The 25,177-nt window shown below is 40.5% G+C and carries 21 protein-coding genes; 13 read left to right on the top strand and 8 right to left on the bottom strand.

Annotated features, from left to right (window positions below; genetic code table 11):
* A partial coding sequence (locus HUZ36_RS17850; RefSeq protein WP_176033581.1) for an Ig-like domain-containing protein occupies positions 1-741 on the top strand: 741 nt, incomplete at its 5' end.
* Positions 742-1,653: 912 nt separating this feature from the next.
* Positions 1,654-2,331, top strand: a complete 678-nt coding sequence (locus tag HUZ36_RS17845) for a glutathione S-transferase family protein (protein WP_176033580.1) — start codon at positions 1,654-1,656, stop codon at positions 2,329-2,331.
* Positions 2,332-2,423: 92 nt separating this feature from the next.
* On the opposite strand, the gene HUZ36_RS17840 is transcribed toward HUZ36_RS17845, so the two are convergent.
* From HUZ36_RS17840 to HUZ36_RS17830, 3 genes are all read right to left on the bottom strand, one after another.
* Entirely contained in the window at positions 2,424-3,875 is a 1,452-nt protein-coding gene (locus HUZ36_RS17840; protein WP_176033579.1) for a glutathione synthase, read from the bottom strand.
* Between the two features lie 103 nt (positions 3,876-3,978).
* Positions 3,979-5,226: an NAD(P)-binding domain-containing protein gene (locus tag HUZ36_RS17835; RefSeq protein ID WP_254879576.1), complete on the bottom strand. Its 1,248-nt coding sequence runs from the start codon at positions 5,224-5,226 to the stop codon at positions 3,979-3,981.
* A 17-nt stretch (positions 5,227-5,243) separates the two neighbouring features.
* Positions 5,244-6,179 carry a permease gene (locus HUZ36_RS17830; RefSeq protein ID WP_176033578.1) on the bottom strand — a complete coding sequence of 312 codons (936 nt, stop codon included), beginning with the start codon at positions 6,177-6,179 and terminating at the stop codon, positions 5,244-5,246.
* Between the two features lie 157 nt (positions 6,180-6,336).
* On the opposite strand from HUZ36_RS17830, the gene HUZ36_RS17825 reads away from it, so the two are divergent.
* Positions 6,337-6,624, top strand: coding sequence for an ArsR/SmtB family transcription factor (locus HUZ36_RS17825; protein WP_176033577.1), 288 nt, complete (start codon positions 6,337-6,339; stop codon positions 6,622-6,624).
* A gap of 471 nt (positions 6,625-7,095) precedes the next feature.
* Positions 7,096-8,616 carry an ISNCY family transposase gene (locus HUZ36_RS17820; protein WP_176033576.1) on the top strand — a complete coding sequence of 507 codons (1,521 nt, stop codon included), beginning with the start codon at positions 7,096-7,098 and terminating at the stop codon, positions 8,614-8,616.
* Positions 8,617-8,967: 351 nt separating this feature from the next.
* On the opposite strand, the gene HUZ36_RS17815 is transcribed toward HUZ36_RS17820, so the two are convergent.
* The 3 genes from HUZ36_RS17815 to HUZ36_RS17805 are packed head-to-tail and all read right to left on the bottom strand — an operon-like array spanning position 8,968 to position 9,733.
* Positions 8,968-9,189, bottom strand: coding sequence for an EF-hand domain-containing protein (locus HUZ36_RS17815; protein ID WP_128732149.1), 222 nt, complete (start codon positions 9,187-9,189; stop codon positions 8,968-8,970).
* A 57-nt stretch (positions 9,190-9,246) separates the two neighbouring features.
* A complete protein-coding gene (locus tag HUZ36_RS17810; protein WP_128732148.1) occupies positions 9,247-9,468 on the bottom strand; it encodes an EF-hand domain-containing protein in 222 nt (73 codons plus the stop codon).
* A gap of 43 nt (positions 9,469-9,511) precedes the next feature.
* The gene (locus HUZ36_RS17805; RefSeq protein ID WP_176033575.1) at positions 9,512-9,733 is read right to left on the bottom strand and encodes an EF-hand domain-containing protein; all 222 of its coding nucleotides are present in this window, start codon (positions 9,731-9,733) and stop codon (positions 9,512-9,514) included.
* 373 nt (positions 9,734-10,106) lie between these two features.
* Here HUZ36_RS17805 and HUZ36_RS17800 point away from each other — a divergent pair, with 373 nt between their 5' ends.
* From HUZ36_RS17800 to HUZ36_RS17760, 9 genes are all read left to right on the top strand, one after another.
* Positions 10,107-11,477 (top strand): ATP-binding protein, encoded by a 1,371-nt coding sequence (locus HUZ36_RS17800; RefSeq protein WP_176033574.1) that lies wholly within the window; start codon positions 10,107-10,109, stop codon positions 11,475-11,477.
* Positions 11,474-12,010 (top strand): hypothetical protein, encoded by a 537-nt coding sequence (locus HUZ36_RS17795; protein ID WP_176033573.1) that lies wholly within the window; start codon positions 11,474-11,476, stop codon positions 12,008-12,010. Before HUZ36_RS17800 ends, HUZ36_RS17795 begins: the two co-directional genes overlap by 4 nt.
* Positions 12,007-13,335, top strand: a complete 1,329-nt coding sequence (locus tag HUZ36_RS17790) for a sigma-54-dependent transcriptional regulator (RefSeq protein WP_176033572.1) — start codon at positions 12,007-12,009, stop codon at positions 13,333-13,335. The genes HUZ36_RS17795 and HUZ36_RS17790 overlap by 4 nt, the downstream gene beginning before the upstream one ends.
* A 329-nt stretch (positions 13,336-13,664) precedes the next feature.
* Positions 13,665-15,623 carry a methyl-accepting chemotaxis protein gene (locus tag HUZ36_RS17785; RefSeq protein WP_176033571.1) on the top strand — a complete coding sequence of 653 codons (1,959 nt, stop codon included), beginning with the start codon at positions 13,665-13,667 and terminating at the stop codon, positions 15,621-15,623.
* A gap of 110 nt (positions 15,624-15,733) precedes the next feature.
* Positions 15,734-17,905, top strand: coding sequence for a S9 family peptidase (locus HUZ36_RS17780; protein ID WP_176033570.1), 2,172 nt, complete (start codon positions 15,734-15,736; stop codon positions 17,903-17,905).
* 261 nt (positions 17,906-18,166) lie between these two features.
* The gene (locus HUZ36_RS17775) at positions 18,167-18,958 is read left to right on the top strand and encodes a substrate-binding periplasmic protein (protein ID WP_176033569.1); all 792 of its coding nucleotides are present in this window, start codon (positions 18,167-18,169) and stop codon (positions 18,956-18,958) included.
* Positions 18,959-19,237: 279 nt separating this feature from the next.
* Positions 19,238-19,450, top strand: a complete 213-nt coding sequence (gene cspE, locus HUZ36_RS17770) for a transcription antiterminator/RNA stability regulator CspE (protein WP_010369631.1) — start codon at positions 19,238-19,240, stop codon at positions 19,448-19,450.
* 959 nt (positions 19,451-20,409) lie between these two features.
* Entirely contained in the window at positions 20,410-20,898 is a 489-nt protein-coding gene (locus HUZ36_RS17765) for a DUF1579 domain-containing protein (protein WP_128732140.1), read from the top strand.
* Positions 20,899-21,184: 286 nt separating this feature from the next.
* Positions 21,185-21,646: a GNAT family N-acetyltransferase gene (locus HUZ36_RS17760; protein ID WP_176033568.1), complete on the top strand. Its 462-nt coding sequence runs from the start codon at positions 21,185-21,187 to the stop codon at positions 21,644-21,646.
* 233 nt (positions 21,647-21,879) lie between these two features.
* Here the strand turns inward: HUZ36_RS17760 and HUZ36_RS17755 are convergent, their stop codons facing one another.
* Together HUZ36_RS17755 and HUZ36_RS17750 are read right to left on the bottom strand one after the other, a co-directional pair.
* Complete coding sequence (locus tag HUZ36_RS17755; protein ID WP_128732138.1) at positions 21,880-22,665, bottom strand: hypothetical protein; 786 nt, start codon at positions 22,663-22,665, stop codon at positions 21,880-21,882.
* Between the two features lie 339 nt (positions 22,666-23,004).
* Entirely contained in the window at positions 23,005-24,984 is a 1,980-nt protein-coding gene (locus tag HUZ36_RS17750) for an alpha-amylase (protein ID WP_254879577.1), read from the bottom strand.
* Positions 24,985-25,177 lie beyond the last annotated feature (193 nt).

The following is a 25,177-nucleotide window of genomic DNA, read 5'->3' as shown; positions in this document are numbered from 1 at the left end:
GTCTTAGTCTCTATTAATATTGAAGGAACTCCACTTCTTATTGAATCTAGTTCACTTTCTGCCCACTGGCGTACTCCACTTATTGGCACATTGTCATTATCAGGCACAGATGAAAATACTGCTCTTCAATTCGGAGTGACTAGCGCACCGGCTTCAGGTGAGTTTGTCTTCAGTAATACAGCAACAGGGGAATTTACATATACACCATCGACTTCAACGTTAGAGCCTGCAATGTTTAGTGTGAATGTGAGTAATGAACATGGTCTACACATTGAAAAAGTCATCACTGTAAACCATACGAATACGACGCCGCAGGCACCGCCAGTCGAATTCGAGGTCAATCAATCTGGAGTGGCTGACATCCCGCTTTTGGCTAAGGATGCTGATTCTGACCCACTTACTTACGAATTGCTTTCACAACCAGATAAAGGTGCGGTCGAGATAAATAGTAATACGGGGCTGATGTCTTACACCCCAGAAAATGATGCTACTTATGAAGTAAACTTTCAGTATCGAGTGTTTGATGGCATGAGTTATTCAGAGCCAAGCAATGTTATCCTTAACGTCAACACGACAAAAGCTGGCGTCAACAAAGACAATACAGATAAAGAGTCAGGGGTCACTGAACCAAAGAGCAAAAGTGGCGGAAGCATGCCTGTCTACCTGCTCTCTCTGCTGACGCTAGTAGGGCTCTTCCGCAAATTGAGAGTCTGCGTTACTGGGCACAGTCCAGCCTTGTAAAGGCAAGCTTTACTCTTGGATACACATGTCTGATCCAAGGGTAATACCAATTAGTCTTAATACTTGCTCAATTTGAAGGAGTAAATCTGACGCTAACTGCGTTAAAAATTTCTTATTTAGAACAACTAAATAGCAAAATTTTTGCCTGGTTATCGACAAGATTTTCTCGCCTCAAAATAGATCACTTAATTAAGCGAATTGGTATAAATCATACGGGCACCCTAAATTTTTCAACCCCTGAACCTAAAAGCTTAAAAAGTAAGAAATGATTTAAGTTCAGCTTACTAAACCGGAAGAGCCTGAAAAACAAACAAAAAAAGCTTGGCTATTTAGCCAAGCTTTGGGCGCGGTGTGAATAATCGCCTTACTTGAATAAGTCTTAACTTGATCTGTCAGATTCGAATAATAGAACTCTATCAAATCTGACAGTCGCATATGTGCCAAACTCTGCCGTTCAACAGCAACTTAATATATTAAATCATATTGCAAAAGCAGACGTTCGCCCAACTCATTTCTGGACAACTACGTGTTAGCTAGAATGGAGGCTTTGTGTCAATTCGAGTCATACACATATATCTATATTTCGCTTGCAGCTATATCAAAACAGACATTCACCCTAAGTCATTAAGATTTTCCGTTTGACAAAAACTCAATTGTTCTGCGCTACTCACTAGGAGTTTGTCATTGAACCTGTCTCGAAGTACATAATTGAAAAGTATTATCCTGCTTGGGTAAAAGCAAAAATGTGAACAACATAAAGTTTATGGGGGCAATCCTTTAATAATATAATGAGTTTGTTGTTATATATCTACTCATTACCACTATAAAAATAATATTTTCGCTTTTTCGTATTTTGGCTATTTTTTTCGTCTTATAGATTAAACTTAAAAATTATGTACTGAAGAACCTATTATGATTAAATTAGTTAGTTTGACAATCTGCCCATTTGTTCAACGTGTTACAGCTTTACTAGAAGCTAAAGAACTACCTTATGAAATTGAGTTTATTAGCTTAGATAATAAGCCTCAGTGGTTTTTGGATATTTCACCTAACGGCCAGGTTCCAATCTTAATCACAGAATCTAAAGACGTATTATTTGAATCTGATGCAGTCGTAGTGTACATAGATGAAGTGACCGCACCGTTAGAAAACGATGTTTCACCAGAGCAAAGTGCAAAAGATAGAGCTTGGAGCTATCAAGCGCCTAAACATTATTTAGTACAATGTCCCGCCATGAGAAGTACAGACAAAGAAACCCTTGATGAAAAATCAGCCAAACTCGCAAAAGCATTTCAAAAGGCGGAGTCTGTATTGAGTGATGGTCCATATTTCAAAGGCCAACAGTTAAGCAATGTGGATATAGCATGGCTGCCGTTGTTACATAGGTCTGCTATCATTGAAAAAAATACAGGTTATGACTTCATCAAAGGGTTTCCAAAAGTAAAAGCGTGGCAATCAGCCATCTTGGCTACGGAGATCCCTACTAAATCAGTATCAGAGAACTTTATTGAGAAATTTAAAGACTTTTATTTGTCTGAGGACACATACTTAGGCAACTTAATGAACCGTTATCAAACAGAAATAGCTTAGTTACGTTGTTAAAAGTAAGTATTTAAACGCCCACATTTTTTTAATTTGTGGGCGTTTTTATTTTTTGTAGAGCTTAACCGAGTAATTTTAATTTAATCATTCATTAAAACCAAAGAATCTAGTATTCCCATGCCACTATGAATGCCACCTTCGTTTTCACTGGCTGGTTTACTGCGGATTAAATACCCAGCATAACCTTCAAAATCGGTTGCTGGTTGCCCTTTATAAAACACCGAGAATAAACCTATCTCACTTACTAAATCATTTATAGAAGTTTGTTCGGTATTTCTAATGGCTAAGGCTACCTTTTCTCGCTCGTGCGGGAATAGCCTTTTCATAAATGCCCACGCGCTGTGATCTTGTTCTGGTATTTCCAGTAATTTTTGAGTGATGTCATCGCCAAAAATACAATGACCACCGCCTTCACCCTGATTTTTTAACACCCAATCTGACTTTGTCGCTTGAGAGTTAAACCAAGCTATCGTCTCTTTATTAAGCGGCTTCATATCAGCTAAAACACTTTTAACCAGCTTAGCCTCTGTTAAAGTGAGTCCCCAACGTTGATATTCAACTTCTGGCATTTGGGTTAGTAATAACTGTACAGATTTACTCGTGGCAAGCTGTTGGCTGATAGTCGCATTCATCGCAACATAATGCTGCTCTATAAATAGTCGTACTTGACTCAAAGTATGGCAACAGATGTCCTCGTCTAACTCAGGCGCACAATAGTCTTCAAATTGATAACCTGCACGAAGGTAAACAACATCAACCCCGCCGTGTTCTTTCAATATTAGCCGACCATTTTCTCCTGAGCTTAATTCACTGTTAAGTTGCTCAAAAGTACGTCGTACCGTCTTAACACCTAGCTTTTTAAGTTCTAACTCCAGTAAATGTTGGTCATAGACATTATCTTCGTTTTCCTGCACCACCATTACAAAAAGCGCTGCCCCTGATTCATTAAAATGCGCTTTTATATCCTTCGCGGCTCGGCTGATGCCTAACGCCATCTGTTCCAAGCCCAAATTGTTAACAGGCTTGCCTCCGTCACTTTCGGTGAATTGGGAGTAAGTATCAGGCCACTGGTTTTTTACATAAGCATGTAATTCACTCGCTCGTTGACCAAACGGTGCCATCCCTGCGGCTATACCATTAAACTCAATCACTTTGGCTCCATGTACTCTGTCATCCATAAAGTCAGTTCGCATCAATAACAAAGGTTGGCGTTTTGGAAACTTTCTGTTTTCAGCGGTTCCATGCCCTTGTTGATATAAAGAGAGTAAACGAGCAAAAAACGGCTCTGCTTCTGCCAAGTTAATCAAAGATGATTGTAAAAAATCGTGATCTTCAGAAAGGTTATTAATTAACTTACTGACAATTGGGATCACTTTTTTTAAATAGTTAAATACACTTGCTTCAATGGCAATAGGAGCAATACTGAAAGGGCAATGCCTTGCGGTATTGTCCGCTTGACGAAAAGCAACGCCGTGCATAATAGCCCACTCGGCTAAATCTTGAATGACATGGTTGGGAACACTGTTTTTCATTGTTTACCTACTATGATTTATGGCACTAACTTGTTACATCAAACATCAAGTGAGTACCACATAAAACTAATGGCGAAATAGTTTCATTTCGTTAACAACACCGTTATTTGTTGGTATCACTATCTGGAAACGTTAAACGCATTTCATTTGCAGCTTCGTCATCTCCTGCTAATTTAGCTGTGATTGAGCGCACCTGTTCGTAACCATGTAACATCAAAAATGACGGCGCTCGACCATAAGACTTCATACCCACAATATAGAAGTTACTGTCAATATGAGCTAACTCCTTAGCACCATGACCTGGAACTGCACCACATTGATGCGCATTAGGGTCGACCATATTGGCGATGCCTCGTGGCGCTTCCACAACTTCATCTAGATTTAACCTAATTTCACTCAATATCTGGGTGTTTGGTCTGAAACCCGTCGCGACTATTATCTTGTCGACATAAATATGAGAGTTACATCCATTTGATGTTATTTCTACTTTTAGGCCTTGCTCTACACGGCTAATACGTCTCACTGTTAACCCTGGCAACAAGGTTAATTTACCGCTGTCTATCGCGCTTTGAGCAGCCAAACCAAGTTTACGACGAGCAGGCACCTTATCATTTATACCACCACCTAGCAGTTTATCTAAGTTTTCACCTCTTAATCCCCAATATACTTTGGTGCCAGGTGAGCTACTTTGCAATTCAATCAGGTTTAAACCAACATTCATTGCCGAGTGCCCACCACCAATTAATAAGGTTGTTTTTCCTTGGTAATGTTCACGTTCAGTGTTTAATACATCTGGAATACCGTATTTAATTGCATCACTGTGTTTTATTTCACCAGGCACAGGTAAGCCGTCTCTACCGATAGGGTTTGGTGACGACCAAGTGCCTGAGGCATCAATGACTGCTTTTGCCGTAACAATATGCACATCTTGCTCAGCATCCCGATAGTGGATAACAAAATTCATCTTATCCCTATCTTGCGTAGTGTGTTTACTATGGCCTTCTTTAGCAATGGCAATAACTTCCGCGTTATAGCTAATGTGCTGTGATAACTCTGCACTTTTGGCAGCTGGAATTAGGTAAGAGTCTAATAACTCCTTACCTGTTGGGATCTCATCAAAGCATGGTTTTTCCCAACCTTGATTGTTTAAAATCTTGTCCACTTCTTTATCAACAACGTAAGACCACTTAGTAAATAAACGAACGTGCCCCCACTCGTTTATAGCACTACCTACTGAGTTGCCCTTTTCCAATACCAGTGGTGTTAAACCATTATTTTTAGCATGTGCCGCCGCTGCGATACCAACAGGACCAGCGCCGATAACTACAACATCAAATACTTTATTCATCATATTCACCTTACAAATCGTTAAAATACTATCGAATATAGGTAACCAGCTGTCATCGCCATACCTAATACCACAGTTAAAAACGCTGCGATCATTTGCTTTTTGAATATAGACCTTAACAAGATAACTTCCGTTAAACTTGCACCTGCACTACCAATGATGAGTGCCATTACCGACCCCATCGCCATGCCTTTTTTAACTAAGCCTGCACTTAAAGGTATGATGGCTGATGCTCTAATGTATAGTGGAATACCAATAACGGCGGCAATAGGGATGGCATACCATTTGTTTTCACCAGCATATTTAACGATTAACTCTGTAGGAACAAAACCATAGATAATCGCACCAACAGATATACCGACCAGTAAATACGGCAACGTTTGTTTAAAATCTTTCCAGGTAGATTGCCAAATTTTTACCCAACGATTAGGTTTTTCGACGACAACAGGTTGCTGTTCTGTTTTTGTGCTACACGACGAGCCACACGTTTTCTTTTCTTCTTCGTAAGCTTCTGGACGGACGTACTTTTCAAAACCAAGCTTTTCTAATAAAACACCAGCGCTAATAGACACCGCCATAGCAATTGCAAAGTAAAAAACGGCTAATTGAACACTAAAGGTAACCGCGAGAATACCTATAATAATAGGGTTTAATAGCGGACTAGATAATAAAAATACAATTGTAGGGCCAAAACCTGCTCGTGCTTTTAAAAGTCCTTTTAAAAACGGTATTGTCGAACAAGAACAAAAAGGGGTAATCGCCCCTAAAGCAGCAGCGATAAAGTATCCTCGTCCGTTTTTAGAGGCTAAAAGCGCCTGTACTCTTTCTTTGCTAACGTACTCTTGTAGTACACCAACGGCATAACTGATAACGATATATAGTATGGTTAATTCAACAGCTAAGAACATAAACATGTTTAATGTTTCCTGAGCCATATTCATAAATTCTGTAGACATGATACTCTCCAATTAATTTGACAATACTAGAATATTCGAAATATAAATTAAGATCAATAGATATTTCGAAAAAATTAGTAATGTGGAATTTATCTGGCTTAGATGAGTAAAAAAGTTTATTTTATAGCTGCATCAAAAGACAATTTCTGGAGCAGTAGTGGAATTAGAAACCGTAGCGAAAGTTTTAAAAGAATTAGGGCACCCAGTGCGATTAACAGTGTATAAAGAGATCACTAAAGCGGGCTATACAGGTATCCCTGTTGGTGATATTCAAGAAAAAGTAAACATTCCAGCTTCTACTTTAACCCACCATATTTCCGCATTAGTGTCGGCTAAACTAGTTAAACAACGTAGGGAAGGTAGGACGCTATTTTGCTCTCTTGAATGTGGTGCACTTGAGAGCGTTATAGAATACTTAACATCAGAGTGTTGTATAAATGAGTAATGGTTATAAACTTAATTTAAGTTCGCTTGGTAAGGCATTTCCTCAACGTTTTTTGTAGAAATAAACGACACAAAAGTCTGTTTTGCAGCAATTATATTGCTCTATGGAGTATCCAAAAAGGTCTGTTGTTCGCTCAAAGTTGCCCCTCAGGATTTAGGTTTCCTAACTCATTTGGGGGCATAAATGAGTTAGCGAAACGTCCGCTGTGTAGACTTGAGCCAATAGGACTAGATTACTGTGAGCGTCTCTTGATCGCTCATAAAAGTCTGTCTGATGAAGTCTAAACTTGTTCACTTAAACTATAAGATCAGATATGAGCTAGTATACCTTACTCTGTTAACACCAAGCGATTTTGTCGTACTTTAATTACCACGCGACTTTGTCGTAGTCGCTAATTACCAAGGGAAATTGACGGTTATCTTTAACCGTGTTCTTTGAATGTTTTGTATAAGCATTTGAGGAGCGCTAAGGGTGATTGTTTTGAATTCTAAAGCTCAATTAACAGTTGATATCATTGCTAAAGTGGCAGAGCGTAAAATTACGATAGCTAATGCCGCTAAGCTCCTCAATAAATCCAGGCGTACTATTGAACGTTATTTGCAGCGTTACCGAAGCCAAGGTCTACAATTCGTTGTTCACGGGAATACAGGCAGCGAGCCAATTAATAAAACTCCAGATAGGCTTAAGCAGCAAGTTCAGTCGCTGATCCGCGAGAAATACTATGACCTGAACCTGTTGCACCTCGCCGAGATGCTAGAGGCTCACGAACACATTGTTGTTAAGCGCGAGACACTACGTAAGTGGGCACATGATATCCACCATGTAAAACGAGCCAAGCGTAGGCGTAGCCGTGTTCACAAACGCAGAGAGCGGATGGAAGCACCAGGACTAATGCTGCAAATGGACGGCAGTACACATCGTTGGTTCGGTGATAAAAAGTCGTGCTTAATCGCTATGATTGATGATGCTAACAGCGATATCCATGCAGAGTTTTTTCCGTCAGAAACGACTGAAGGGTGTATGAAAGTTATGCGCTCAGTTGTTGAGAAGTACGGCATGTTTAAAACGCTGTATGTGGATAGAGCAGGCATCTTCGGTGGACCTAAGCGTTGTAATTTCTCTCAGATGCAACGGGCCTGTGAGGAGTTAGGAATTGAAATCATCTTTGCCAGTTCTCCTCAAGGAAAAGGTCGTATTGAACGTGCCTTCGATACTCTGCAAGACAGGTTGATACCAGAGTTACGGCTCAACAATATTACTGACATGACGGGCGCTAATAGCTACCTCCAACACGTCTTCATCCCGCAGTTTTGGCGTAAAAACCTGATGGTAAAATCTAAAATATCAAACACCGAATATACGCCTGTATCACGCTACATCAATCTAGATGATATCTGCATCACCAAGGTCTACCGGAAGATCCGCAACGACCATACGTTTAGCTTCAGGGGAAAGTTCTACTTCATCGACTCACCGCTTAAGCACTCAATCGCTAACCAGAAAATTGAAATTCGTACGGGTAAAAATCAGCAGTTCGATGCGTACTTCGCTGGGCGAAAACTACAGGTAACCGAAGTCAAGGAGCCTGATAAGCTATCCTCTGAAGACTATGAAATCCAGAAGAAACTTGATGTATTGGCACTGGCTGACAAGCTAGGAAATGTGGCAGAAGCTTCACGCCTAAGTGGTGTCTCCCGCGATACTATTTACCGCCATCGTAAGCTGATAAAACAAGGTGGGATCGAATCGTTAAAACGTCAGGAAACGCCAAATCTTCACCACAAAAATCGTACTGATAGAGCTATTGAGGAAGTCGTCATAGAATTCTCACTGGCTAACCCACACATGGGACAATCCAAAGTGTCACGACTGCTCAAGTCTGAAAAAAACGTCGACATACATGCCAGCGGCGTTCGCAATATCTGGCTAAGAGAAAATATGAATACTACTGCGTTACGGTTAGCAAAACTTGCCGAAACTCGGCAACATTGATAGTGTGATTACGTCAAAATCGCTTGGTACTTATACCGTCAGTATCCCTTGGTAATCACACTAGTATACCTTACTCTTACCGACTCTGATCCTTTAGTTTATTTCCCTAATGACATCCAAACTCTCAATTTGGAGCTCAAAGATTCTGATAGCGATGCCCCGCTGTAAGTATTCCTTTATACCAGTTTGTTTCAACTAGCCCGAAGACAGGCGCTTAGTTGCGCAAATCAGTAATATTGTCAGTTACTCAACAATCATCATAGTCTTTGAACTCTATTCCCTGCTCCCTGACATCAGTTCCTTTTCCTCACTCATTCCCTTGCGCAGGTATGTTTACTGCTCCAGCTCTAATTAGCCTTTAAAGTTTGCGAACTCTGTTGTGCTTAGCTCGCCATTTGCATCAGCGTCTAGTGCTTTAAATTGCTCTGCAAGTGCCGTGTGTGCTTGTGCTTCGCTCATGCTGATTGTGCCGCTTTGATCTGTATCTAGCGCTGCGAAGTCTTCACCAGCCATTGCATTAACAGACGCGAAAGATAAACCTGTGATTGAAAGTGCAATTAGTACGTTTTTCATGATTTATTCCTCAAAAAATGTAAATACTGTTCGTTTTATAAAATTGGAAGCTGTTAGTTAGCCTTTAAAGTTTGCGAATTCTGTTTCGCTTAGCTCGCCATTTGCATCAGCGTCTAGTGCTTCAAATTGCTCTGCAAGTGTCGTGTGTGCTTGTGCTTCGCTCATGTTAATTGTGCCGCTGCCATCGGTGTCGTATTTAGCAAAGTCGTCACCGGCCATCGCATTAACCGACGCCATTGATAGACCAGCAAGGGATACTGCTACTAGTAAATTTTTCATGATCTTCTCCTTAACGATTAGAGTGATGTGATAACTCGGCAAATTAACCTTCGTAGTTATCAAATTCTGCTTGGCTTAATTGACCGTCTTGGTCTGCGTCTAGCTTGTTAAATTGAGCAAGAAGGTCTTCATCTGCTTTTGCTTCTTCAATAGAGATGTAACCATCACCATTCATGTCTAGTTTGTCGAAATCAGTGTTTGCATGTGCACCTACTGATGCCAAAGTCATTACTGCTGCTGATACTGCGATTACTAGATTTTTCATCGTGTCTACCTCATAAGATTAAAAACTAATTTCTGTGTTAACCGTTTTGCTATTAAAGCTAAAACTGATTTTGCATTTGTTTTTGCGTTTCGTTTTTCGCTTTCGAGATAACTATTCCAACTTTGATGCCAAAATTAAAAAAGCAACATTTATCAGATAGTTAAAGAAGTTTGCTTGGAAAGGTTAAGGTTGGATTAAGGCTAACTGTTGCTAAATGGCGACAGCTGAAGGTATGGAAAATAAAAAGTCTTTATTTCTCTGAGTATTAGGTTGTCGCATCTTTGCAACAACGCCACTTTTTCACACTAAGTTTTACAAACCGAACAGCGCTACTTGGTCAAAATTAGTTCACCTTTGGGAAGGGTTTGGTATCGTGAAAAAAATTTTTTCTCAGTCTTTACAAAAACAGGCACTTATTGCCATGTTTATTGGTGTGCTTCCAATACTCACACTGACTTTGTGGTACGCCCAAGCACTGTCCAAAAACCAACAAAAAACGCAGGATATTTATAATAAAAATCAAAAGCTTATTCTTGAATACAATTTTGTAAAAGCAGATATCAGTGCGCTTGAAAAAGCACTGCAAAATAATCAACTGCTGCAAAGTGAAACACTGCAAGAAAGCATCGAGCAGAAGTGGCAAAACACCAAAAAACGTATTCAATTATTAAAAATAAACCTACCCGATTCGCTGTTTGTTGCTAAATGGCGACAGTTTGCTCCGGATGAGATCAATGCCACCTCAAAAGCTGAAGAGTTTCAACGATTGGTTAAAGTGCTTAATCAATTCGAGGAAAGCTTTCAGCAAACACTGAATAAGCGCTTATCAGATCAAGAAGCCCATTTCGTGCAGCTGCAAACATGGTTTATGTTTGGCCTCATCATCTTGCTACCCACCCTTATCGTGATCAGCATCTTTTTGATCAACCGGATTTGTCAGCAGCTTAATCAGGTAGAATCTGCGGTATCTGAGGTGGGTAAAGGTAATTTTGATAAGTCGGTAGAACTTTCTGGTAGCCATGAGTTACAGCAACTGGGTGACAGGTTAAATTGGTTAAGGCTCGAACTTAAACGCATTCAACAACAAAAAGAAACTTTCTTGCGCCATGTTACTCATGAGCTTAAAACCCCTTTAGCATCACTAAACGAGGGAAGCAGCTTATTAAATAGTGGATTGCTTGGAGCTGTTAATCCAAAGCAGCAACGTATTCTCACCATAATGGAAAACTCTGTTGCAAAGCTTGGATCGCTGATCGACGATTTGCTCAGCTATAGCGCGGCCAGTCACCCTGATAGCCTACATCACAACGCCGAAATGAATCTTATCCAAAAAGAAGTCTCAACGCATCTTAGCGATAAGCTAGGAAAGACTGATGTAATAGTGAACTGGCAAAACCATGATGACCTCAAAGTGCCTTATCTTCCCTGCAAATTAGTGTTAACTCAGCTAGTGAGCAATGCCATCGATCACGCTAAAAGCAATGTCACTATTTCAATTAAAGAGCAAAATGGCGAAGTATTGTTGATAGTCCGTGACGACGGTGATGGCATCGACATTAATGATGCCGATTCATTATTCCAGCCATTTGTTCGTGGTGAGAAAAATAAAAATAATAATGGCAGTGGCTTAGGTTTAGCCATTGTCTCTGAGTGTGTGAAGCAATTAAAAGGCTATGTGAAATGGCTACCAGTAGAATCTGGCGCCAGTATTCAAGTCGCCTTTCCAAAAAGGGATCCAAAATGAAATACATCGCATTAAGTATCATGCTATTTTTGCTCAGTGGTTGTGCCACAACGGAGCATAACGTCGAGCAAACAAAGCAGTTTATTGGCCCTGTGAAAACAGAAACTAGCGCTAGGTTTGTGCCTTTAACTGAGGTGATCAAAGCCTTAGTCAGTCAATGCGCCCAAAAACATAACGTGACATTTAACCAATACTATAAAGGTGCTCAGCACTTACAAGGCTTTATTCACACCTATTGCGGTACAGACTCAACCACCAAGCAACTTAAAGCCATTGAAGCGCTAAGACTACAAGATTATTGGCCGGAAGATTATAACATTTGGTTTGAATCATTAGCTTGGCATACTCAAAACCTTCGTGAGCAAAAAATCCGCAATTATTACGCTGACAATAAAGCACAACTGCACCAAGCACAATTGCTACAAACACAGAAGCAGCTTGCTGAGCTGAAACAAAAGTTGGCAGACATAGAAACTCAACGTCTGAAAACCGATCTATCTGAAACCCCATCACTTGAGGAGGATGTACTATGAGTCAAATACAACAGGGTGCAAAGTTGCTTTTAGTGGATGACGATACATCTTTGACAGAGCTGCTGGCGATACGGTTAGAAAGCCATGGATACGAAGTTGAAGTAGCGCATCGTGGTACGCAAGCATTAAACATCCTCAAACAAATGCCCATTGACTTGGTTATCACAGACCTAAAGATGGCGCACATGAACGGTTTTGAACTTAATGAACAGATAAAAAAACACTATACGGGAATGCCCGTTGTGATGATGACCGCTCATGGCTCAATTCCAGATGCTGTCGACGCTATGCAACAAGGCTTTGTCAGCTTTTTAACCAAACCCATTGACTCTCAACAAATGCTTGATGTCATCAATGAGGCGCTTGCTGGAAAAGTAAGAACAGCCCAGACTTCAGATCCTAATAACTTTCATGGCTTGTTGTTTCAAAGCGCCTCAATGCGTCAGTTAGTACAGCAAATCCAAGCGCTTGCTAGTAGCAACGCAAACATCCTGATCCAAGGCGAGAGCGGCACTGGTAAAGAGGTGACGGCAAAAGCGATCCATCTGGCAAGTAATCAATCTCAAGGGCCTTTTATCGCGATAAACTGTGGTGCAATGCCTGCCCACCTTTTAGAGTCAGAGTTATTTGGCCATAAAAAAGGAGCATTTACTGGTGCTGTGAGCGACAAAGAAGGTTTAGTACAAGCCGCCGATGGCGGCACCTTATTTCTCGACGAAATTGGTGATATGCCGCTTGATTTGCAAGTTAAACTACTGCGTGTTTTACAAGAACGAACCGTTCGTCCGGTGGGCGGCCAAACCGAGCATAAGGTCAATGTTCGTTTTGTCTCTGCAAGCCATAAAAACATTCAAAGCGCTGTTGCCGAAAAACAATTTCGTGAAGATTTATACTACCGCTTAAACGTGGTGTCCGTTGAAATCCCAAGCTTAAGAGAGCGATTGGAAGATATTCCACTACTTGCATCACGTTTCTTAAGTGCTCTTAGCAATGGCGAAAAGCAATTTAACCAACAAAGTATTACGCACTTGTTGAATTACCATTGGCCGGGCAACATTCGCCAGCTCCATAATATTGTAGAGCACTGTGTCGCCATCACTCCAGGTAAAGTGATAACCGAAGATATTGTACAAAAAGCCTTACCAAAAGATTGTGCGCAAAATGCTTTTACTGGGTTGAACGAAGCTAAACGTCAATTTGAATATGACTACATTCAAAAAGTACTCGCGCTTTGTGAGGGGAATGTCTCAGAAGCGGCAAAACTTGCACAACGAAATCGCTCTGATTTTTATAAATTACTTAAAAAACACGAGATCCAATGCTAAACCTATTTATAGAGGAAGATAAAATTATGCCTCACACGGTCGGATGCCCACTACCTGCAACCGACTGTAGTGAAGCCTAAGACATAGCACTTCGCTCAATTAAGAGAGTGAGTTTGGGTAAAATGCGTTGCCATGTAGGTACGCTCGTAGTAGCTCTAAACAAGAGGTTTTTAACAAAAATAGCGCCCAACTTACCTTCTCAAATTGAGCAGGTAGTGAAGCAAAAGACGGCAAATCATAGTGTCGCCAGCTCCAAAGTACTTCCTTCCCTAAATACAGTGCCGTGATATGGCACCTGACAACATAGTCCAATTAATGGGGTCTCTGCGATGAAGATGCGCAAAAAACTGATAATTAGCTTTGTACTCACCGTTATTATTCCTATTTTGGCAATTTCGATTGTGAGTATTTCGCAAACCAAGAAAGATTCTCTTGAAAAGTTTTTAGACGCATCCGGCAATGAAATTCGGCAAGCGGAACGGTCATTTGTATTATTTTTTGAGCAAATGAAAAAGAGCGCCCGGTTTTTAGCACAGGCCGAGGCTGTACAAAATGTTAGTGAAAATACCACCACTTACTTTGGTGCAGAGAAACCAATGACTCCGTTGCAAAATGGTCAGAATGAAGCGCAAATTTATGAGCTTTATCGCGCATTCGGACAAACCCATGAAGAGTTACTGTTTGTCTATTTAGGTACGAGTTCTGGTGGCTTTATCCAATACCCAGCAGAACCTCTGGGCAACTATGATCCAACTAAACGCCCTTGGTACAAAAAAGCCGCAGCAAACCCCAATAGCGTTATCCTCACAGAGCCTTATCAAGGTGTTACAGGGCAAGCTATGGTCTCAGTCGCGACGGCGATTAAGCGTAACAGTAGAATGATAGGTACACAATCGCTGGACGTGACGCTCTCCACTCTCACTGATATTGTTAGTAACATTCGCTTGGGGGAATCTGGCTATCTACTTTTACTCGACGGTAACGGTATTGTACTGGCTGACCCAAAAAACAAAGACAACAACTTTAAACACAGCAAAGATCTCAACAGCCCACTTTATAACGCAATTCGAGATGTGAAAAACGAAGCCTACCTCACCATTGAAACCGATAATAAAACCTACGTTGCTAAAATTTATCGTTCATCAAACCTTGGCTGGCAGTTTATTGCAGTTATTGATGAAGATGAAATTTTAGCTGCTGCATACGATATGACTATTAGTATTGCGGTAATTGCGATGTTAATGGTGATTATTTTTGTCATTACCGCTATCACACTGGCAAATAAAATTGTCCAACCGATAGAAATGGTTTCTTTGGGTTTGAGAGAAATTGCCCAAGGAGAAGGAAACTTATCGAAACGTTTAAAGGTGATCAGCAACGATGAAATTGGTGAACTTGCAACCTGGTTCAACAAATTTCTCGATTCGATTAACCTGTTAGTGAAAGACATTCAGCATAATGCCGCGACACTCAACAGCGCAGCACTAGACTCCCAAAAAAGTATTAACGATATTCGTAGACAATGCAATGCTCAAGCGGATGACTCTGCCAATGCTGCAACAACAACTGAAACCGTGGAGCAGCTTGCAATAGAAGTGACTGGACATTGCACCCAGACACTTGAAGATGTGGTTAGCGCTGACGAGCATGCCCAACACGGCAACAAAACCATCGAATTAACCGTGTCACAGGTGGCAAGACTCAATCAGTCACTAGCTGAGTCTGCAAGTGCGATGAATCAACTTGAGAGTGAAAGCCAAGACATTACCAATATACTTGGTGTGATCCGCTCGATTGCAGAACAAACCAACCTACTTGCGTTAAATGCAGCCATCGAGGCGGCTCGAGCAGGAGAGCAAGGTCGAGGGTTTGCTGTGGTTGCAGATGAAGTGAGGACACTGGCACAACGTTCTCATGATGCCACGCAAGAGATTGAGCAAGTGCTGACTAATCTTATCGCGCAAACTAGAAATGTATCTAACCAGATGACGGTGAGTGTGAGCGAATCAGAAACCACAATTACGCAATCGCAAAGCGCTCAACAAGCATTTTCAGACATTACAGCAGCCGTATCACGCATTAAGTCTTCGGTATCAAATATTGCAGCACAAGCAACACAGCAAGGTCAAAATGCTGGTCAAACCAAACGATTGATTGGCTCTGTAGATGTTTCGGTAAGGCAAGTTGGTGACGGTGCGGCTGCACTTAATGCCGGAGCTGACCAATTGGTGGCACTTGCTAAAGATCTAGAGCAATTAGTTGGCCGCTTTGATATTGATGAACAATAGTTAACCTATCCCATTTAATTATTGTTACAAAAATGGTGTACTGCCCAGTTGTCCTCATATTGACAACTGGTTTAGACTGGGCAAACTTATTTATCTATAGAAAAATAACAATGAAGAAATTTAAATTCACATTGATCTCTACTGCTCTATTTGCAGTTCTTGGTTGCCAAGAAGCTCCGCAACAAAACCAAATTGAAGCGCAAACTCAAGCACAACAACAAGTGGCGGTGGCAGCACCTATCGCTGAAAAAGTTCCACATAAAGTGATGATTCATGGGCAAGAGTTTACTGATAACTACCATTGGTTACGCGACGACACTAGAAGCAATGAAAAAGTACTAGGTCATCTCAATCAAGAAAATGCCTACGCAGACAGTAAACTTGATGCGACCAAGCAACTCCAACAAACACTTTTTGAAGAAATTAAAAACAAAGTTGTTAAAGATGACCGTAGCGTACCGACATTAAACGGTAGCTATTACTACTTCACAGCAACGGAAGGCGACAAAGAGTACTTTACCTATTTCCGTAGCGAGCATAAAGACGGTAAAAATGCTGAAGCAATTTTTGACGCGAATACTCGTGCTGAAGGCCAGAATTATTATGGTGTAGGCGCACTACAAATTTCATCTAACGAAAACCTGTTAGCATTTGCTGAAGATACCCTCAGTCGCAGAATTTATACTATTCAAGTTAAAGATTTAACAACAGGTAAATTGTTAGAAGACAAAATCGAGGGTACGTCTGGTTCAGTTGTGTGGGCTAATGACAACAAAACACTTTACTACATCAAAAAAGATCCCGTTACTTTGCTTGGCTTCCAAGTTTTTCGTCACACTTTAGGTACACCACAAAGCGATGATGAATTAGTCTATGAAGAAACGGACAACAGTTACTTCACCAATATTTCTAAGAGCAAAGATAAAAGCACTATATACATTCACCACGGCAGTACCGAATCGTCTGGTGTGTCTCTTATCAATGCTGACGATGCAAAAGCCAAACCAGAGCGTTTCATTCCAAGAGAAGCAGGTCACGAATACAGCATTAACAAACTAGGTGATTGGTTTTACGTTCATACAAACAAAGATGCTATTAACTTTAAACTAATGCGTGTTAAGGCAACTGATGTAAAAGATCGGTCAAAATGGCAGACGGTGGTTGAGCATAACCCTGATGCAAAATTAGAAAGTATTGCCTTGTTCAACCAGCACCTGGTTTACGAAACACGCGAAAACGGTCTAACTCAAATCACGGTTAGTAATTTAGATAACAGTAAAAGCAAGCGCTTAACGTTTAATGACCCAGCGTATACGGCATACCTGACAGGCAACAAAAACATAGACACTGACTCGGTGAGAATTGGCTATCAAAGTATGACCACACCAGCTTCTGTGTTTGATGTTAATTTGGAAACTCTTGATAAAACGTTATTAAAACAAAATAAAGTGCTGGGCGACTTTAATCCTGAAAATTACAAATCAGAGCGTATATTTATCACTGCACGTGATGGGATTAAAGTACCCGTTTCAATTGTGTATCGCAAAGATAAATTCAAGCAAGATGGGTCTAATCCACTGCTGCAATATGGCTATGGGTCTTATGGGTTGAATGTCGAACCAACCTTTTCTATAAGTCGCTTAAGTTTGTTAGACAGAGGTTTTGTGTACGCCATCGCTCATATTCGAGGGTCAGAAACACTTGGCCGCCCTTGGTACGAAGATGGTAAAAAGTTAAATAAGAAGAACACTTTTAATGATTTTATTGACGTGACCAAAGCATTAGTAGAACAAAAGTACGGTGATGCCTCAAGAATATATGCTAGAGGTGGTAGCGCCGGAGGTCTGCTGATGGGGGCGGTGATTAACCAAGCTCCAGCGCTTTATGACGGTGTTCATGCAGCTGTGCCGTTTGTTGATGTCATTAATACTATGCTGGATGAAAGCTTGCCACTTACCACTAATGAGTACGATGAGTGGGGCAATCCAAATGATAAAACCTACTTTGACTACATGCTATCTTATTCACCTTATGACCAAGTGAAAGCACAAGCATATCCGAACTTGCTAGTTACAACTGGCTTACATGATTCGCAGGTACAATACTTTGAACCTGCCAAGTGGGTTGCAAAGCTACGAGATCTTAAAACTGATGATAACTTGCTACTATTTAAAACCGATATGGAAGCAGGTCACAGTGGTGCATCGGGTCGATTTAAAGGGATCCATGATATAGCACTAAGCTATAGCTACTTTATCGCACTTGCTGAGAATAAAATCTAGCTTTTAGCTTTTCTAGACACCAAAAGAGGCAATGCTTCTTTTGGTGTTGCCCGCTCGCTCAACCAGTTATGTTGGCCTGCGTTTCTAAAGCATAAACGCTCATGATATTCCTGCCAGTTATATCAATTCATCAAATTACGTGATCTATTTGTGGGGAAATGACACCAAGCACCCGACTCAATAAGCACAATGGAGATTACTAACAAATTGCACCATTGTTGACTATATTAAAGAGACGACACATTTTTATATCAGTGAAAAATGAACGTATTTCGCTATGTTTTTATCTGGTATTGTTTAACCCTGCCCTTCGATAACTGTGCGACCCCTCATAAGCCGGAGCTAGCTGCACCGATCGCTGTTACCATTTTAGTGGATGATGCTTATCCGCCTTATAGCTATCAGATAAATGGCGAGCTGTATGGCATTTATGTTGATATTGTCAAACAAGCCGCTAGAATACTAAGCAAAGAGTATTCAATTACTTTGCGGGCCATACCTTGGAAACGAGGACTTTCTTCGATGGCATCAGCAGAGGCAATGGCACTCATGCCTCCCTATATTCATATAAAAAAAAGACCCTACATCTGGCCATACTCTGTACCACTGCAAGAAGAAGTGGTGGTCGCTTTTTGCAATAAAGGGGTCACGCTAAAAAAGCTCCCACATATAAAACCGGAACAAGCCATCAATGTCGGCATAAACGCAGGATATATGATCTTGGATGAAGACTTAATGGAAGCTCAAAAATTAGGCTTGATTAAACTGTGGGAGAATAAAAGCACAAATTCAAATATCGAAAAGCTTTCTCGCGGCCGCATTGATTGCTATGTGAATGACAGGCTTTCCACCTTACTCGGAATAAATAAAACATCTCTCGCTTCTTCTCAGCTTAGCAGTGGAAACATTATTGAAGATAAAGTGATCATGAGGCGTACTGCACATATTGGTTACTTAAAAGGCTTTGAAGAAAAGTATCCACATAAGCAACACTTTATTTTACAAATGGACAATGCACTTAGGCAGGTACTCCAAAGCGATACGACTGAGTAACTCAGGCTACAGAGTCCATCCAAATAACACTTTGCAACCTAAAAGCGATTGCTTTTTGAACTATTTTATAAACTTCATTGGACAGCCATGTAAGAACGCTATATTATAATAGCGCTTTAGATACTTAGAGCACTTACTACTGCTGCACTGTTTTTTCTTGATACTCTTTTTTTTAAAAAGTCGTTTATAGATATACCAATGCGTTACTAGCTAAGTTTTATCTATCGCTTTAACGGTGATTTTCACCACACAATTAATTTTTTGAAAAAGGTTTCAATTATGTCTAACACAGTAAACGGCACAGTTAAGTGGTTCAACGAAGAGAAAGGTTTTGGTTTTATCACTCAGGAAAACGGCGGTAAAGATGTATTCGTACACTTCCGTGCTATCGTTTCTGACGGTTTCAAAACTTTAACTGAAGGCCAATCAGTGTCTTTCACAGTTGAAGAAGGCCAGAAAGGTCCTCAAGCAAGCAACGTAGTAGTTAACTAATACGTTTTGCAAAAGAGCTGGTGTAAACCACTAGCTCTTTAAAGCCCCAACCCCTTGTAGTCCTTGAGCAGCACATCAGGCAACAACAGCACAATTCATTAACAATGAAATAACACCCGTAATATCTGTGATAGTCGTCAGTACTTTTGGCGAAAATTTTGCAGAATCTAATCCAAACATTTTCAGTGCAATTGGTACGAGCCCCCATGACTTCCCGCAATCACAAGCGAAGAGAGCTTCACTGATACAAACCCCAGAACCTGAAACTTCTGACCTCACCAGTATCAAAAAGCGCATCGACCATGAAGGTCAAGTAAAACAACCAAACAGCCTACCACAGCTTTTGCAGACAGTTTTCTGAACTCGAGTCTTATTTGGAATTAGCCGAGCTTACTGGGAAGTATATTTACACCGATAAAAAGCAAATATCTTTGATTATCAATCTATTTTGTCTCAACGAAACATCGAACCTGATAATTGCGTGAGACTTACAACACAACTTTCTCGGCTCTTCCACTGCGCAGTTGGTCAAGAGCAAGTGCTCACTGCTTATTGTTGAACACTCAAACAACGGCGCACAAATCTAGCAAATTGTGAACGTTTGTAGGTTTAGCCAAAAAAAGCTTTAAAGCTGGTTGAATCGCGGTACCTTTGTTGTGCGAGACTCTCTAGATTTAATGTCAAAACATGGATAACAGGCAATCACTTCCTCTGAAATGACGCAATACACTCACGCTTGCAACCCTTTAAGCAACTTTTCCCAGCATAACTAAAAAATAGAGTAAACAAGATATTGTGGGTGCCAGTGTTAACTTTGCGGATCTCAGCCTAAACCCTTTTGCCATCCATTTTGTGAGGTTACCCATCCAAAAATACACAAACATTAAAATAAAACTGTATAAATAATCAGTATTCATGTTATTGTGCTTTAAAATTACAACAACAAACAGGGTAGTAAGATGTTACTGGATTCAGAACCTAATGCGCCGCAAGATTTTGACTTCATCATTGGCGATTGGAATGTAAGACACCGCCGATTGAAAGATATACTCAACGGAGGTGAAGAGTGGATTGAATTTGATGGGCTCTCTTCAACCGTTCATACTCTCGGTGGTTATGGAAACATCGAAGATGTCCAACTGAATTTTCCAAATGCTTCAGTAAGAGCAAAAGCTATTCGTTCATATAATTCTGCAACAAGAGAGTGGTCTATTTGGTGGCTAGATGGTCGAAACCCAAGTGCACTAGATACACCTGTTGTTGGTAAATTCTCTGATGGGATTGGATGCTTCTATGCAGATGAGCGCTACAATGATACTCCAATTAAAGTGAGATTTCTTTGGAATTCAACTAACCCCATAAAACCTACATGGGAGCAAGCATTTTCAAAGGATAACGGAAAAACTTGGGAGACAAATTGGTTAATGGAGTTCACTCCGAAGAATTAATCTGCTTCGAGCCAATAACAAAAGATTATAGCGTCAATAGCTAATTTTACGCCTTTGGCGCTTCCCATATTACATCTAATTTAATCTCAAACTCACCTTCTGAAATTCGCTACTCTCCACTTCCTTTTAGATAAGGCATGTTTAATTAGAACTCTCTACAAGATCACAAATAGGAGAAACCGATGAAGACATGAAGACAAATATTGCTTTAGCACAAGGTCATTTTATAGAAGTCAAAAAAGCGATAGTATGACATGTAAAGTTCAATTATCACAAAGAGTTCATCATGAACATTGTCAAAGTAGACACTAATAATGCTCAGGTTTATGCCAACCTTTACCAAGGTTATGGCGCAGAATTTTCTCCAATTATAGACGATAAACCAAACGAAAATGGTTTGTTTGAGATTTACCCTCAGCTTACAGGCTCTGTTACAGGTTACTTATTATATTTGGACGGTATCCCTGCAGCTCTCACGGCAATAGACGAGAAATCTCCAAAAGCATATGAAATCTGTGATTTTTATGTATTACCGTATTTTCGTAAAAACAAAGTAGGAAAACGTTTTATCTCCAGTTTGTTTGAGCAGCTTGGTGGTTCTTGGGAAATCAAGCAAGTTGCAGGAGCGGAACATGCAACCAGTTTTTGGAGAGATGTGGTCGGGGATTATACCTCAGGTAATTACATTGAAGACATTTATGAAGACCATAAGTGGGGTACCGTAACAAGGCAGTGTTTCTCACACTAATGAATGCCATCATTTAATGCTAGGATCTTGTTAACGAGTATTTTCATAACCCATAATTAATATTTAGTGGTTTTTGTTGTAATATTTTTGGTTTAGCTTCACCTTACCCGATTAAAAATCACAATACATTAAAAACACTAAATTCAATAAAAATTTAAATTAAAATATAAAAATAAATTTAAATAAATTGAGAAATATGAGCGTAGCTTTAGCCACGCTCTTTTTATTTTTTGTTACTTAATCACATGTTCTTCATGGATAACATTAATGCTATTTGGATTTGTTAATGACAAAACCTTAACTGCTAGTGTTTTTCCTGCCGCATTTTCACATTCAATGATCTGATACAAGACAGGCTGTCCAGCCTGAGAATTATCAACTGTGATGTCAGTCATAAATACATCTGAATGGAATGGACCTTTGCCACTTTCACCGTGGAAGAGTCCAAGTTCAACTCCGCGGTTAGACAGTGTTGTGCAGCGTCCACTATTACTTTGACTATCCACACTTAGGCGACTCTCAACATGATACGCACTATGGTAGCCGTAGGTATTCGGACGGTGTACAAATTCACCTGCAGGTTGCGCGTTTATCTCCCATTCTACAAGTGGTGCACCAGGCACATTAACATATACGTCGTATTGTTCCCCTGATGCGCTGGTGCAAGAGACTTCAACGCGTTTATTCGCTGTTAAGTACTGCTCAGGAATGGTAGCTGTTGCCTGCTGAACATAATTACTTCCTGATAGCCCTTGTACGTTAGCATGCGCGATTTGCTCACCAGTTGTATGGTGATATACGTTCGCGTAACTACAAAAATCGCCCTCTCCTCGTGGGTGTAAATCAACCTTTAGGTTATGTGCAAACTCACTTGCAAGGATCGCTGTCGCTACAGGACCGTTGGTGTATTCAGTTACGCGTTCGAATCCATCAGTATCATGTGCCAGACTTGGTAAAGCCATACTATTTGCTGAGACAAATACAGCTGCTAAGGATAGTGCGAAACAAAACTTCTTCATTTTAAATTTTCCTTTTTTAATCTCATAGAGGGCATTGTTGTCTATTTGAAAGGGCCCGTTCGTAAACAACGAGTTGATAATAATTCCCAATGACAGCGCTGACAATAGCTTGTGAACACATTTTAATGATTTAAATCAATTTATCTAATTTTATTTTTAAAATGTTAATTTATTGAATTTATATGACTACATTTTAATCTAGGTTAATTTTAAACTTATCATTATTGCAAGCAAAAAAGTAGAAGATAGTAAATAACAGAGGAAAGGCCATTTAAAATAAAAAGTGAGCTAAGTGCTTTTATCTCGACACTCAACTCACCTTATTATAAAGAATAGAGTTTATAAGGGTAAAATCATCGCTGAGTCTTTACCAAACTCAAATACATTCGTTTTTCCACATTGTGCAAAGTGGTTGTTACTCATATAAGGTGTACCCTGCTGATTAATATCAGCTTCCCAACCTTGTCCATTGTTCACAAAAGCTTTAACTTCAAACCAACCGTTAAAGGTATGATTGCAATTCATCTCGACTTCCAAAAGCCAGTAGTGAGCGCCCCACTGATTAAGCGGCATCACACCAAAACCATCTCTATCATAACGTTTTTCAGCTCCCCACTGAGCAGGCCATACATCTGAGGTCCAATCGAGTGGGCTCCCCTTTGCACCATTTGCTTGCCCGTTTTGAGCTTCAGACCAGTCCAACATGGTGTCACCTACCTTCCAAGGCGCAGTGGTTACATTTCTCATATTTAGATGCTTTATTGGTAATGCACAGCGCATGGGATTAGCAGAACAATCAACACCACGCTGTGATGACGCGGTATGGTCAAGGCCACCACGAATGAACATATCTTGTCCTGATTGTGTCTGTGCTTTGATAAATACTAAAGTGCGCTGCCAATCCTCTAAATCCGGTGGTGGCGCTGTTATTTTACTTTGGTGATGAATTGCAAGTGCCTGCATCGCCTCAATTGACACATGTGCATAGCCATTCTCGTCAACTTTTATACTTTGGCCTAAGCACTGTCCTTCAACCTTTGCACCTGTTAATACATTACAATAAGTACCTGGCTCCATGCCTGTCTGCAATTGTTGGTTCATTCCAAAAGGCTCTCTGTTTATCGCGACAAATCCTAAGTTACCTCGAGAAAAAGCGATTTGGTTATTGCCGTTATCCCACCAATTGTCGACATTCCAATTTCCCGATGTATGGTTTCTAAACTGCATTGCTCCAGAGATCATTGGACGACGATGCTCACATTGCCACTGTGCACTGTTACAATTTAGATTACCGTTTTGATGTACAGGTAATGAAGGCGCGCCAGCATCAGTATTACCGTTAAACTCATAGCTAGACATGACTTTTGGATAGCCGTAAGGAAACGCCAACATAAATACATTAGCTAAGTCATAGAGGTTGCCATCTTTAAAGGTCACAATCGAGCCTGCACCTCCATGTCCGCGTTGATTGTCATGATTATCCGTAAACACTACCGCTTTATGACTCGGCATTAATCCCCATGATTCACCAAAACTTTTTAGCCACGCCAGCTTGCCTTGTTTAAAGGCGTTACTGAGCTTTATGCTATATTTAAATTCTGTGACTAACCCATTTTGATGATATTCAGATGCGGTAATGGCTTCACCGCCTTGATCAATCACCTCTTGAAAAATCACCGCTGGCTTATTTAATTTTGCAAGCACATCGGCAATATCATTTGCCGGCATGTGCTTACTGGCATCAAGACGAAAGCCTGCAACTCCCAGTGACAAGAGGTCATTTAGAAAGCCTGCAATAGTATTTTGTACGTAGTCTGCGTCAGTATCTAAATCATGAAGCCCTACCAGTTCACAATGCTGAACTCGCCAAGCATTGTTTGCGTAATCTTCAGAGTTGATTGCACATGTGTTATGAAAGTCCCGATGGCTATATATTGGGTACTGCTTGTTACCGAAGGCATTTCCAGCAACGCCTTCACCGCTCCCGTGTGCCATGTGGTTTATCACAGCATCAACATATATATCAACTCCAGCTAACTTACAACGTGAGACCATATCGGCAAACTCAGCGCGATTGCCACCGCGACTCACAATCTCATAGCTTACCGGTTGATAACGCGTCCACCATTGTGAGCCCGTTATATGCTCATTCGGTGGTGATACTTGCACGGCTGCATAACCGTTTGGTCCTAAAAATGTTTCACACTCAGTCGCAACGTCACGCCAAGACCATTCAAATAAGTGAACAAATGTTGTTGGATCGCCCTGCGAGGCATTAATAGGGGCAGCTAAGCCTAACGCAAGTAGTGCTGTAGCCATAGATTGGATTCGTTTTGTTGTCATCATTATTGCACCTTTTAATGTTACACAAATTTAACAATATAGGTATCAATAATGATCGATCCATTGAATACGTATGCAGCAGTGGTTTTTGTCAATGCACTTAGAAAAGTGCATAAACACGACTTTGCATAACTTCAATGACATTTGACCTACAACCACAAACACTAAG

Origin of the sequence: Pseudoalteromonas sp. McH1-7, assembly GCF_013366255.1 — a bacterium.
GTDB classification, from domain to species: Bacteria; Pseudomonadota; Gammaproteobacteria; order Enterobacterales; family Alteromonadaceae; genus Pseudoalteromonas; species Pseudoalteromonas peptidolytica.
This window is presented reverse-complemented; position numbering and strand designations above follow the sequence as displayed.

Bases quoted from the DNA above. Each gene is read 5' to 3' on its own strand.
- HUZ36_RS17775 (WP_176033569.1), top strand. From the start codon at position 18,167: ATGAACGTATTTCGCTATGTTTTTATCTGGTATTGTTTAACCCTGCCC.
- HUZ36_RS17790 (WP_176033572.1), top strand. From the start codon at position 12,007: ATGAGTCAAATACAACAGGGTGCAAAGTTGCTTTTAGTGGATGACGAT.
- HUZ36_RS17845 (WP_176033580.1), top strand. From the start codon at position 1,654: ATGATTAAATTAGTTAGTTTGACAATCTGCCCATTTGTTCAACGTGTT.
- HUZ36_RS17815 (WP_128732149.1), bottom strand. From the start codon at position 9,189: ATGAAAAACGTACTAATTGCACTTTCAATCACAGGTTTATCTTTCGCG.
- cspE (WP_010369631.1), top strand. From the start codon at position 19,238: ATGTCTAACACAGTAAACGGCACAGTTAAGTGGTTCAACGAAGAGAAA.
- HUZ36_RS17805 (WP_176033575.1), bottom strand. From the start codon at position 9,733: ATGAAAAATCTAGTAATCGCAGTATCAGCAGCAGTAATGACTTTGGCA.
- HUZ36_RS17765 (WP_128732140.1), top strand. From the start codon at position 20,410: ATGTTACTGGATTCAGAACCTAATGCGCCGCAAGATTTTGACTTCATC.
- HUZ36_RS17835 (WP_254879576.1), bottom strand. From the start codon at position 5,226: ATGATGAATAAAGTATTTGATGTTGTAGTTATCGGCGCTGGTCCTGTT.
- HUZ36_RS17750 (WP_254879577.1), bottom strand. From the start codon at position 24,984: ATGGCTACAGCACTACTTGCGTTAGGCTTAGCTGCCCCTATTAATGCC.
- HUZ36_RS17795 (WP_176033573.1), top strand. From the start codon at position 11,474: ATGAAATACATCGCATTAAGTATCATGCTATTTTTGCTCAGTGGTTGT.
- HUZ36_RS17755 (WP_128732138.1), bottom strand. From the start codon at position 22,665: ATGAAGAAGTTTTGTTTCGCACTATCCTTAGCAGCTGTATTTGTCTCA.
- HUZ36_RS17760 (WP_176033568.1), top strand. From the start codon at position 21,185: ATGAACATTGTCAAAGTAGACACTAATAATGCTCAGGTTTATGCCAAC.
- HUZ36_RS17830 (WP_176033578.1), bottom strand. From the start codon at position 6,179: ATGTCTACAGAATTTATGAATATGGCTCAGGAAACATTAAACATGTTT.
- HUZ36_RS17840 (WP_176033579.1), bottom strand. From the start codon at position 3,875: ATGAAAAACAGTGTTCCCAACCATGTCATTCAAGATTTAGCCGAGTGG.
- HUZ36_RS17780 (WP_176033570.1), top strand. From the start codon at position 15,734: ATGAAGAAATTTAAATTCACATTGATCTCTACTGCTCTATTTGCAGTT.
- HUZ36_RS17810 (WP_128732148.1), bottom strand. From the start codon at position 9,468: ATGAAAAATTTACTAGTAGCAGTATCCCTTGCTGGTCTATCAATGGCG.
- HUZ36_RS17785 (WP_176033571.1), top strand. From the start codon at position 13,665: ATGAAGATGCGCAAAAAACTGATAATTAGCTTTGTACTCACCGTTATT.